At 37.7% G+C, this 621-nt stretch carries 1 pseudogene; it reads left to right on the top strand.

The features are described 5' to 3' along the window. A pseudogene (locus tag ABEB23_RS18105) lies at window positions 1-621 on the top strand (DUF6909 family protein); the annotation flags it as partial.

The following is a 621-nucleotide window of genomic DNA, read 5'->3' as shown; positions in this document are numbered from 1 at the left end:
TCATAAAACCAAAAACAGAGTTTTAATTGATGATGGAGGAGAAGTTTCCCGCGATTGGCTGAAGCTGGAACAAGCTGTAACAAGCACCAAAAAATTAAGTCAGATCGAGAAAGAAAAAGCGATTTCTCATGTTGCCAATATCGTAGCGAGAACATTTGAGGAGGTTTTGGACATTTACGATGCCTTTGGCTCTGAAAATGCTCCAGATCGATTTCTGCATGTAATTTACTGGTTGGGAAAACTGGCTATTGAAGAGATTGTAGAAAACAATAAACGTACAATTACTTTTAGTCCGGTTTTGCGCGAACGTTTAGGACACCACATTCACGGAGAAGTCTGGGCAACAAATATCAAGGAAGTCTTAAAAGCCAACGATTTATTAAAACGGCCAATTCATGTCATTAGTGCCAATATGCACAGTGTAATGAATTCGATTTTTGCAACGCCTTTACTAAAAAACAAATTTAAAGGGAAATCAGATTTCTTTATTTACGAAGAACTAAGCAGTTCAGGATCTAAAGAAATCAGAGCACAGGTTGAAGAACTGGCACAAAAAAACGGAATGATTTCGTTACCGGATACATCGGGAACTAATATTGATGTTCAGATTTTTGATACGGC

The organism is Flavobacterium maritimum (assembly GCF_040049085.1).
In the GTDB taxonomy this organism is placed as follows: Bacteria; Bacteroidota; Bacteroidia; order Flavobacteriales; family Flavobacteriaceae; genus Flavobacterium; species Flavobacterium maritimum.
Note: the sequence above shows the minus strand (reverse complement) of the source record. Positions and strands in the feature narration are given on the sequence as shown.